The 10965-nt window shown below is 69.2% G+C and carries 9 protein-coding genes; 3 read left to right on the forward strand and 6 right to left on the reverse strand.

Annotation, left to right across the window (positions count from 1 at the left end; genetic code table 11):
• Positions 1-252 precede the first annotated feature (252 nt).
• Together glpK and ABZ420_RS35425 are read left to right on the forward strand one after the other, a co-directional pair.
• Positions 253-1752, forward strand: a complete 1500-nt coding sequence (gene glpK, locus ABZ420_RS35420; RefSeq protein WP_357132400.1) for a glycerol kinase GlpK — start codon at positions 253-255, stop codon at positions 1750-1752.
• A 181-nt stretch (positions 1753-1933) separates the two neighbouring features.
• Positions 1934-2179 (forward strand): hypothetical protein, encoded by a 246-nt coding sequence (locus ABZ420_RS35425; protein ID WP_357132403.1) that lies wholly within the window; start codon positions 1934-1936, stop codon positions 2177-2179.
• Between the two features lie 129 nt (positions 2180-2308).
• Here the strand turns inward: ABZ420_RS35425 and ABZ420_RS35430 are convergent, their stop codons facing one another.
• The 4 genes from ABZ420_RS35430 to ABZ420_RS35445 form a co-directional block, all read right to left on the reverse strand.
• Positions 2309-3487, reverse strand: a complete 1179-nt coding sequence (locus ABZ420_RS35430; RefSeq protein ID WP_357132420.1) for a PLP-dependent aminotransferase family protein — start codon at positions 3485-3487, stop codon at positions 2309-2311.
• Positions 3488-3575: 88 nt separating this feature from the next.
• Entirely contained in the window at positions 3576-4586 is a 1011-nt protein-coding gene (locus tag ABZ420_RS35435) for a hypothetical protein (protein ID WP_357132406.1), read from the reverse strand.
• 73 nt (positions 4587-4659) lie between these two features.
• A complete protein-coding gene (locus ABZ420_RS35440; RefSeq protein ID WP_357132409.1) occupies positions 4660-5544 on the reverse strand; it encodes a hypothetical protein in 885 nt (294 codons plus the stop codon).
• A gap of 463 nt (positions 5545-6007) precedes the next feature.
• Positions 6008-7411 carry an NAD(P)H-quinone dehydrogenase gene (locus tag ABZ420_RS35445; RefSeq protein ID WP_357132412.1) on the reverse strand — a complete coding sequence of 468 codons (1404 nt, stop codon included), beginning with the start codon at positions 7409-7411 and terminating at the stop codon, positions 6008-6010.
• 174 nt (positions 7412-7585) lie between these two features.
• Here ABZ420_RS35445 and ABZ420_RS35450 point away from each other — a divergent pair, with 174 nt between their 5' ends.
• The gene (locus ABZ420_RS35450) at positions 7586-8059 is read left to right on the forward strand and encodes a gamma-glutamylcyclotransferase (RefSeq protein ID WP_357132415.1); all 474 of its coding nucleotides are present in this window, start codon (positions 7586-7588) and stop codon (positions 8057-8059) included.
• Positions 8060-8279: 220 nt separating this feature from the next.
• Here ABZ420_RS35450 and ABZ420_RS35455 read toward each other — a convergent pair whose 3' ends face one another.
• Both ABZ420_RS35455 and ABZ420_RS35460 read right to left on the reverse strand, forming a co-directional pair.
• The gene (locus ABZ420_RS35455) at positions 8280-9449 is read right to left on the reverse strand and encodes a M20 family metallopeptidase (protein ID WP_357132423.1); all 1170 of its coding nucleotides are present in this window, start codon (positions 9447-9449) and stop codon (positions 8280-8282) included.
• 95 nt (positions 9450-9544) lie between these two features.
• A complete protein-coding gene (locus ABZ420_RS35460) occupies positions 9545-10786 on the reverse strand; it encodes a M20 family metallopeptidase (protein ID WP_357132417.1) in 1242 nt (413 codons plus the stop codon).
• Positions 10787-10965 lie beyond the last annotated feature (179 nt).

The following is a 10965-nucleotide window of genomic DNA, read 5'->3' on the forward strand; positions in this document are numbered from 1 at the left end:
GCCGTCCTGGACCGCCGTGAACTTGGCGGCGGCGGGAGGAGCAAGCGGCGGTCGCGCAAACGTGAGCCATGAGGGGGCCGCGAACACCCAGTGCCGAAGGCACTGGAAAAACCAACACAGCCCGGCTCGCGTTTGCGTGGCCGTCGCGTAGGCGACGAAGGAGCAAGCGGCGGTCGCGCAAACGGGAGCCGGGCCGCGAACACCCGGCGCCGCAGGCGCTGGAAAAACCAACACAGCCAATAAACTCAGCGCATGCGTCGCTATGTGGCCGCCATCGATCAGGGCACGACCTCGACTCGGTGCATCGTCTTCGACCGTCAGGGGCACCTCGTCGGCGTCGCCCAGCGTGAGCACGAGCAGATCTTCCCGCAACCGGGCTGGGTTGAGCACGATCCCGAAACCATCTGGCGCGATACCGAATTCGTCCTCGGCGACGTGCTGGAGCGCAGCGGACTCGGCGCTGAGGACATCGCCGCGGTGGGGGTCACCAACCAGCGCGAGACGACGGTGGTGTGGGATCGCGCGACCGGGCGGCCGGTGTACAACGCGATCGTCTGGCAGGACACCCGTACCGACCGGCTGTGCGCCGAACTGGGCGGCGACGCGGGACCGGCCCGCTACCAGGATCGCACCGGACTCCCGCTGTCCACCTATTTCGCGGGGCCGAAGCTGCGCTGGATCCTGGACAACGTGCCCGGTGTGCGCGAGCGCGCGGAGGCGGGCGAGCTGTGCTTCGGCACCGTCGACAGCTGGGTGCTGTGGAATCTCACCGGCGAGCACATCACCGACGTGACCAACGCCTCCCGCACCATGCTGCTGGACCTGCGCTCCTTGCAGTGGGATTCGGAGATCTGCGCGGAGTTCGGCGTGCCGGAGTCGATGCTGCCGCAGGTGCGCAGTTCCTCGGAGGTCTACGCCCCGATCAGTTCCGGACCGCTGGCCGGGGTGCCGGTCGCGGGCATCCTCGGCGACCAGCAGGCCGCCACCTTCGGCCAGGCCTGCTTGTCGCCGGGCGAGGCCAAGAACACTTACGGCACAGGCAATTTCATGCTGCTGAATACCGGGACGACACCGGTGTTCAGCAAACACGGCCTGCTCACCACGGTGTGTTACCGCCTCGGTGACGCGGACGCGGTGTACGCCTTGGAGGGCTCGATCGCGGTCACCGGCTCGCTGGTGCAGTGGTTCCGGGACAACCTGGGCGTCATCTCCGCCGCCGACGAGATCGAGCCGCTGGCCCGCAGCGTCGACGACAACGGCGGCGCCTACATCGTTCCCGCCTTCTCTGGGCTGTTCGCTCCCCGATGGCGTCCGGACGCGCGCGGCGTGATCGCCGGGCTCACCCGTTTCGTCACCAAAGCACACCTCGCGCGCGCGGTGCTGGAATCCACCGCGTTCCAGACCCGTGAGGTGGTCGACGCGATGCGCGCGGACGCCGAGTCCCAGCGGCTCGGCCTGGAGCTGACCACGTTGAAGGTGGACGGCGGCATGGTCGGCAACGACCTGCTCATGCAGTTCCAATCGGACATCCTCGACGTGCCCGTGGTGCGCCCGGTGGTCAACGAGACCACGGCGCTCGGCGCGGCGTACGCGGCCGGGCTCGCCGTCGGTTACTGGGCGGGCACCGACGACATCCGCGCCAACTGGACCGCCGACAAGACCTGGCACCCCGCGATGTCGGACGCCGACCGGTCCGAGCACTACGCCGCGTGGAACAAGGCCGTCGAGCGGACCTACGGCTGGGTGGACTGACGACCGCACTTCGCGCACGGTCGCGGCTTCCGTCGATGGGGGGGTGTGCAGCGCGGTTGCCATGTGGACCCGCGCAAAGTCACACAACTCGGAAGTGATCCGCGTCACGCAATGGAACGGTCTTCGCATCCTCGCCGTCCATGTCCACGTAAGGATCACTCGACCGAAGGAACGAACCGTTATGAGACGTACCGCATCCGCGCTGGCTGTCGGCGCATTGACCGCCGGCATCCTGGCCCTCGTCGCGCCGTCGGCGCACGCCGCCCAGCCCGGTCAGCCGTGCAAAGTCCCCGGAGCAACGGCGCAGGACTACGTGGACGTAGGCAACGGAGTCCAGCGCAAAGCGGTTCTCGGCTGCGTTCGCTCCGGCAGCGGATACGTGTGGCAGGTCACGAACTACCTGCAACCAGGCGTCAACGACGGCTGAGCCGCCATCCGCGGCCACGGGGTGCGGGGTCCGCGCCCGTGGCCGAGCGCACCGGATTCGACCGGACCAGCGCACCGGCATCCGGCAGCCCGTCAGCCGGCAGCGCAGCGGTGGCCGGCGGGACGATCACTATTCGCCCACGGCACGCGCGAGCCTGTCGACCGCCTCGAACAGGGTCGCGCTCTCGGAGGTGGTGAAGCACATGCGCATCGAATTGCGGTAAGCCGTAGCCACCGCGAATGCCGAGCCGGGGACGTAGGCGACTCCGTGTTCGATGGCACGCGGGAGCAGTTCGGTGGTATCGGTGCCGTCGGTGAAATCGACCCACACGAACATGCCACCCGAGGCGTCGGTGCTCACCACCCGGTCGCCGAAGCGATCGCGAAGCACACCGACGAGTGCCCGCGCCCGCTCACCGTAGACGCGCCGGAGCCTATCGACATGTGTCGCCAGCCAGTCGGTGTCGGCCAGTAGATCCGCGGCGATCTGCTGAGTCAACGCCGAACCGCACAGGTCCGCCCCCTGCTTCAACAGTTCCACTCCCCGGCACACCGCATTCGGCGCGACCAACCAACCCACCCGCAGCGTCGGCGCCAGGGTCTTCGAGACACTCGACAGCCGGATCACGTTGGGCGAGTGCGACGCGATCGGCTCCGGCGATGGCCGATCGAACCACAGCTCGCCGTACGGATCGTCCTCGATCACCCAGAAGCCGTAACGATCGGCGAGTTCGGCGAGCCCGCGGCGGCGATCCGGACTCATAGTGACACCGCGCGGATTATGGAAGTTGCTCACCGTGTGCACCAACGCAGGGCGCTCTCCACGATCGAGCAGTTCGGTGAGCGCGTCTATTCGCATGCCCTCGGCATCGATCGGCACGGCTACGATCCGCGCGCCCGCCGCCCGGAATACCTGCAACGCACCGACATACGCCGGGTCCTCGATCACCACCAGCGCACCCGGGTCCAGCAGCACCTCACTCAGCAGCGACAGCGCCTGCTGCGAGCCATGCGTTACGAACACCTCATCCACTGGTACCGAACGCCCCAGCCGTGCCGACTCCCGTGCCGAAAGCACTTCACGCAACGGCCCCCACCCGGCCGACTCGGTGTATTGCAACTTCGAGTGATCGAGCAGCGCCGCCTCGGCCGCCAACGCGATCCGATCGCGCGGCATGAGCTGCTGATCGGGCAGACCGCCAGCGAGGCTGATGACGTCACCGCGGGCGGTCAGCTTCAGCAGATCGCGAATCGCCGAACTCTGCAGACCGTCGAGCCGCCGGGCCAACGGTGGAGTGATCGACGACATGGACACCTCCGAGGAATGCGCGATACCCCACTGTCGCACATTCATACCAGACTCTGAAATCAGAATCTCACATTTTGAGAGTATAGGCTCAATCGATCAGATAGATGAGGGTCCGTCCGTCCAGGTTCACGGTGGTGATCACGGGGAAGTACTTGGCCTCGGTGCCGTCGGGGCGGCGTTCGGTGAGCTCGACGTTGAAGCGGTCGGGGGCCATCTCCGCGATCCGCAGACAATAGGCCGTGCCCTGCGGGATGTGCTGGTCGATGGTCTTCTGCAGGTCGACAGGCGGTTCGACGTTCGCGCCCGGTGCCACGAAAGTGTGCGCGCGGGTAGCGCTGCGCTCGGAATAGTACGCATGCTCGAAGCCGAGAATCGCGCGGAGCCCACTGCTCGTATCACCCGGGCCGTTGCCGAAGGTGACATTGCCCTCGGTGCGGGTCGGGCAGTTCATCGCCACGGCGCTGGTGGGGGCCGAAGCAGCCGTGCCGTCCTGGCCGTCATCGCTGCCGCCGGCCATCACGATGGTCACCGTCAGCGCGACCAACGCCACCACCGCCGCGAGCGTCCCCAGCACGACCCAGCGCCGTGAGGGACTACGCCGCGCAGGCGGGGGCTTCTCGGGAAGGCGCAGCGCAAGCCGCATGGCGACCGGGTCCTCGGCCCAGGACAGAGCCGACTCGGACGGCGGCGGAGGCTTCGGAACGCCGCCTTCCAGCGTCGGCCGGTTCCACCACGAGTCCTGCTCGCCGTCCTTGGGCTGCGGGCGCGCGGCCTCCGCGGCAGGCGGCTGGGGCTGGGCAGCCGCCGGCGGCGCTACCGGCCGTTCGGAGTAGACCGTCGAATCCGGTGCGCGAAACTGCGGAGACAGTGCGGGCGTCGTCTCCGGCTGCCCTGCCGGACGCCAGGTGAGTTCGGGGTGGTCGGTCGACTGCTGCGGCACCTGCCAGCCCGGGCCGGTGTTCGCGCCCATCGGGGGACCGAATTCCGCGACGGGCGGCCCGAACTCGGAGACCGGCGGCCCGAACTCCCCCAACGACGGACCGAACTCCGAACCGGACTGGTCGGATTCGTTCTCCCTCGCATCACCCTCGGAGGTCACACCCAATCCTTTCCCAGGACACACAAGTGGGGCGGCCGCGAACGGCCGCCCCACCCGTCGAAAACAGCACGTGTCAGTACTGGAGTGAACCACCCCACTGCGTGGTGGCACCACCCACGTCGACGGTCTGCGGAGCGAAGTCGCCCGGCTGAAGCGGAAGCTTAACCTGTGCGGCGGCTTCCAGGGCGGCCGCGCCGCCCGGCTGCTCGCGGATCCAGTCCTCCACCGCGGCCTTGGCCTGGTTCAGCTGCGTGGTGTCGAACACCGAGGTGGTGTTGTTCGACGCCAGGCCCTCGCCACCGGTGTAGGTGGTCAGCTTGACGGTGTTCTTGTCGACGAACTCCACCGAGACACCGGCTTCGCCCGCGCCGGTCGGCGTGCGGTAGCCGATGGTGCCGACGTACCCGGCCTCGTTACTGAAGTGGTGGGTGTTGGCCACATGGCCCGGCAGCAAGGTGCCGCCGTCGATGTTCGCGCCGATCTCCGCGTGCGGACCGGTCATCTCCACGACCGGGGCGGCCGGGGCTGCCTCCATGCGTGGCGCCTGCCAGCGCGGCTGCGCCTGCGGCTGTACCAGCGTGGAGCTCTCCGGCTGCCGTGCCGGGGCGTTGTCGCTCTGGGCGTCCTGCTGCGGCGCGGCCTGCTGGCCGGGCTGCGGAGCCGCCTGCTGCCCGGGCTGCGGCGCGGCCTGGTCCGGAGAGACCGCGGCCTGCGGGTCACTCGGCTTCTGCTGGCCGGGGACCGGCAGCGGCGCGACACGCGGGGGGGTCACGCCCGGCTGGGTCGGCTTGGCGAGCTTCGGATCCTTCTGGTCGGGCGCGGCGTGGTCCGACTCCGGCGTGGTGACGCCCGGCTGACGCGGCGTCGGCTTGCTCTCCGGCTTCTCCGAATCCTGCTTGGACTCGGGCTTGTTCGGCTCTGGCTGCGTGGTCTCCGGGGTGCTCGGCGACTCGTTCACACCCGGCTGCGTGGGAGCAGGCGTCGGCGGAGTGGTCGGATCGTTCGGAGCCGCCCCCGCAGGCGCAGCGAAGAGAGTGGCCACTGCAGCCGCTGTGGCCAGTGGCAACGAGGTGCTCGCCATCGCTCGCTGCGCCCGACTCGGCTTACGATGTTTCACTTTTCGCGCTTCCTTCCCGGGTGCGGCCGAATCGGCCGCATACAGTTGTCCCTGGGTGAGACGCCTGATCGTCGAACGACCCGGGCCGTTCGCCGTGCCGATTCGGAAAGGACCCTTCCCCCCACACCGAACTCCGCGACCGTCCTTCGATCGCATCTCTGCCGAGAGTGAACCACATGTGCGCACGATGGGCAACGCGGCGAATAGCCATGGCTGGCAAGAGCGCCCGCATCCCGTGCCTGCCCCGAGTTCACCGGGCACGATGTCCGAAATCGGACACGACACCGGATGCGCCGGAAAGAGGTCAGTCGAGGTCGTCGTGCCGCATCAGCAACCGCGCCGCCTCGGTCACCGAACCCGTGAGCGACGGGTACACCGAGAAGGTCTGGGCCAGGTCGTTGACCGTCAGATTGTTCTGCACCGCAAGGGCGATCGGCAGGATCAGCTCCGAGGCGATCGGCGCGACGACGACGCCGCCGATCACCACGCCGGTCGCGGGACGGCAGAAGATCTTGACGAAACCACGCCGCAGACTCGACATCTTGGCGCGCGGGTTCGTGTTCAGCGGCAGCATCACCGTGCGCGCGGGAACCTCGCCGTTGTCGATCGCGGTCTGGCTGACGCCCACGGTCGCGATCTCCGGCCGGGTGAACACCGCGGAGGCAACGGTCTTCAGGCGAATCGGGCTGACACCCTCGCCGAGCGCGTGGTACATCGCGATGCGTCCCTGCATCGCGGCCACCGAGGCCAGCGGCAGCAGGCCGGTGCAGTCGCCCGCTGCGTAGATGCCGGGCACCGAGGTGCGCGACACGCGGTCCACCCGCAGGTAACCACCGCGGTCGAGTTCGATGCCGACCCGCTCCAGCCCGAGGCCTCCCGTGTTGGGCGTCGAACCGACGGTCATCAGCGCGTGCGAGCCGGAAACGGTGCGCCCGTCGGAGAGCTTCACCACGATGCCGTCGGCGGTGCGCTCCACCGCGTCCGCGCGCGCGTGCTTGACCAGTTCGACGCCGCGCTCGGCGAGCGCGTCCTCCAGCACCAGCGCGGCGTCGGCGTCCTCGCCGGGCAGCACGCGGTCGCGGCTGGAGACCAGCCTCACCCGCACACCCATCTCGGTGTAGGCGGAGACGAACTCCGCGCCCGTCACACCGGAACCGACGACCACCAGGGTCTCCGGCAGTTCCTCCAGGTCATAGAGCTGCCGCCAGTTGAGGATGCGCTCACCGTCCGGTTCCGCGCCCGGCAACACGCGCGGGCTCGCGCCGGTGGCGATCAGCACGACCTCGGCCTCGATGGTCTGCTGCGCGCCGTCGGCCAGCTTGGCCAGCACCCGGTGCGCGGCCAGGCCGCCGCCGCGTTCGATCAGTTCCCCGTAGCCTGCCAGCACGGTCACTCCGACGGTCTGCAACTTCGAGCGGATGTCGGAGGACTGCGCGAGCGCCAGCGCCTTCACGCGCGCGTTCACCTCGGTCAGCTGCACCTGCGCCTGGTTCGGGTCCAGGGTGATGCCGAGATCGCGAGCGCGGCGCAGGTCGGTGCGCACGCCGGTCGAGGCGATGAAGGTTTTCGAAGGGACGCAGTCCCACAGCACGCACGCCCCGCCGATCCCGTCGGAATCGATCAGCGTCACCGACGCTCCGTGCTGGGCCGCCACCAGGGCCGCCTCATAGCCGGCCGGTCCGCCACCGATGATCGCGATGCGGGTCATTGATACCTCCGCTCGTGCTTCGCGCCGGGATCTCCGGCACGGGGTAAACGTTATCCGGCAACCACCTCGCACCACCGACCGCGTTACCGCTGCGCAACGGGTCCCCGCCGCGCGCCGCGCCGCAGGTGCGGCAATCGAACGCGGTCTGTGAAGATTATTGGCTACCCTTTGCTGGTGCCGATCTATGCCGCTTACGGGTCCAACATGGACTCGACGCAGATGCTCGAGCGCTGTCCGCACTCCCCCATGTCCGGGACGGGCTGGTTGGAGGGCTGGCGGCTGACCTTTGCCGGTGACGACATCGGCTGGGAAGGGCCTCTCGCGACGGTCGTCGAGGACCCGGGTTCCCGGGTGTTCGTCGTGCTCTACGACGTGTCGCCGGAGGACGAGCAGCGGCTGGACCGGTGGGAGGGTTCGGACTTCGGTGTCCACAAGAAGATCCGCTTGCGCGTCACCCGCAACGCCGACGGCGGCGAACCCACGCTGGCCTGGCTCTACGTGCTGGACGCCTACGAGGGCGGCCTGCCCTCGGCGCGCTATATCGGCGTGATCGCCGACGCTGCCGAAAAAGCGGGCGCGCCAGAGGATTATGTGCACGCCCTACGCACTCGCAACAGCCGCAACGTCGGCCCGGGCAACTTCGGCTGACCCGCGTCACACCGCAACGCCGACGGCACGGCCGTCCCTCCCGGGGCGGCCATGCCGTCGGCGCACTCCCAGCCCCCTCGGGTGCGAGGCCATCGAGCACCGTTCGCGGCCCGGCGCGCGTCCAAGTGGGCGAAGCGCATGCGCCGCAGGCGCGAGTCTCGCCCGCTCGGACGCGCGCCACGAAGGGGCCGCGAACACCCAGCGCCGCAGGCGCTGGAAATCAAGCAGAGCCCGCGTCGAGCACGAGATTGCTCAGCACCCGGACACCGACCGCGAGCGCCCGCTCATCGATGTCGAAGGTCGGCTGGTGCAGATCCAGCTGTTCGCCCTCGCCGGACCAGACGCCCAGGCGCGCCATCGCGCCCGGCACCTTCTCCAGGTACCAGGAGAAGTCCTCGCCGCCGCCGGACTGCGGGGTGTCGGCCAGCGCGTCGGGGCCGAGCGCGCGGATCGCGTCCTCGAAGATGCGGGTGGAATGCTCGTCGTTGACCACAGGAGGCACGCCGCGCCGGTAGTTCAGCTGGTAGCGCACGCCCGTCGGGGCCAGCAGGCCGTCGACGATCTCGCGCACCATCGGCTCCAGCAACGACCAGGTGCCGTGATCTCCGGTGCGGATGGTGCCGGTGAGCATGCCGGTCTGCGGAATGGCGTTGGGCGCCTTCCCCGCGCTCACCGCGCCCCACACCATCACGGTGCTGGTGCGCGGATCGATACGGCGGCTGAGCAGGCCGGGCAGTCCGGTGATGACCGAACCGATCGCGTAGACCAGGTCACTGGTCAGGTGCGGACGGGAGGTATGGCCGCCCGGCGAGTCGAGCACCAACTCGATGGTGTCGGCGGCGGAGGTGATCGCGCCAACGCGGATGCCGATCCGGCCCACCTCGAGGCGCGGGTCGCAGTGCAGCGCGAAGATCCGCTCCACGCCCGTCATCGCACCGGCGGCGACCACGTCGATCGCGCCGCCCGGCATGATCTCCTCGGCGGGCTGGAAGACCAGCCGCACGCCGACCGGCAGTTCCGGCGCCTCGGCCAAGGCCAGTGCCGTGCCGAGCAGGATGGTGGTGTGCGCGTCGTGGCCGCACGCGTGCGACACGCCCGGCACCGTGGAGGCGAAGGGCAGTCCGGTGAACTCCTGCAGGGGCAACGCGTCCATGTCGGCGCGCAGGCCGATGCGCGGGCCGTCCGGTCCCATATCACAGATCAAGCCGGTGCCGCCGGGCAGAACCTGCGGCGTCAGACCCGCCTTGGTCAGCCACGCCGAGACGAACTCGGTCGTGCCGAACTCGGTACGGGACAGTTCCGGGTTGGCGTGGATGTGCCTGCGCCACTGGACGAGATCGACCGTGTGGTCGGCCAGCCACGACTCCACCGCTTCCCGCCCGGATCCCACGGTCTTCGACGCTGCGGAGCTGCCGGGGCCCTCCGTGGCCACGCGGACGCCCGCTGCCGGGCCCGTCGCCTGCGCCGCCGAACGGCCGGTTGTGCTCACCGAATGTCCTCCTGTCGTTGAACTAGCCGTTGCAACAACCTGTCTCTATGGATGTCATCGCGGGCGACGGCGATTGCGGTACGCGCGAGCGCGAGCGCACCGTCGAGGACCGCACGATCCGCCGAGGCGTTGACGCTGGCCGCGGCGAAGCCTGGCTGATGTGTCACCGCACCACCGGCATCGATGCCGATGACCGGGTGAATGCCCGGAATGACGTTGGTGACGTTGCCCATATCGGTGCTGCCCAGCGGCCGCTGCGCCTCGAACTCCGGAGCGAGCGGCACGCGTCCCAATCCGGTGAGCTGCTCGCGATAGGCCAGCAGTAATTCCGGATCCGGGGTCAGCTCGGTATACGTCGGCGCGAGCGTCCGGATTTCGTGGGTGCAGCCGGTCGCGAGGGCGCCCGCCTCGAAGCAAGCCGACGCTCGTCGCGTCAGATCGTCGAGGGATGCGGAGTCGACTGCGCGTAGGTAATACAGCAGTTCCGCACGTCCGGGCACGATGTTGGGAGCTACGCCACCGTCGCCGACTATACCGTGCAGTTGCTGGCCAGGCAGGAGATGCTGCCGTAGCAACCCCAGAGCAACCTGCGCGACGGTCACCGCGTCACCCGCGTTGCGACCCTGCTCCGGGGCCGCGCTGGCGTGCGCCTCCCGTCCATGGAAGACCACCGACACGTCGGCCAGAGCCAGCGAGCGGGCGCCGACGATGTCGAGCGGACCCGGGTGCACCATCATCGCCATCGCGACGTCGTCGAAGACTCCGCGCTCCAGCATGAGCACCTTGCCGCCGCCGCTCTCCTCGGCGGGCGTGCCGAACACCAGCACGGTGAGATCCAGCGCGTCGGCGACCTCGGCGAGCCCCAGCGCCGCGCCCACCGAGGCAGCGGCGATGATGTTGTGCCCGCAGGCGTGCCCGATCTCGGGCAGCGCGTCGTACTCCGCGCAGAGACCGACGGTCAGGGACCCGCTGCCGTAGCGCGCGCGGAAGGCCGTCGGCAGGTCGGCGACCCCGCTCTCGATCTCGAAGCCGCGCTCGGCCAGCGGTGTCATGGTCTTGGCGACGCTGCGGGTCTCCTCGAACGCCAGCTCGGGTTCGTCGTGAATCGAGTGCGAGAGCCCGATCAATTCGGCGGCCGTCGCCCGGATGGCGGCGTCACTGCGAGCGACAGCGTCGACCTCGCACACGGCGTTGCCGTCGTGCTGCGCTTCTCGGCGCCCGCTGCGCGATGGTGGCATGCAACACAGTCTCGCACTGTATTCGTTTTCCAGCGCCTTCGGCGCTGGGTGTTCGTGGCCCCTGTGTTGGTTTTGCCAGCGCCTGCGGCGCTGGGTGTTCGCGGCCCCTCTTGGCTCGCGTTTGCGCGACCGCCGCTTGCTCCTTCGTCGCCTACGCGACGGCCACGCAAACGCGAGCC

It is taken from the genome of Nocardia sp. NPDC005745 (assembly GCF_040630775.1).
In the GTDB taxonomy this organism is placed as follows: Bacteria; Actinomycetota; Actinomycetes; order Mycobacteriales; family Mycobacteriaceae; genus Nocardia.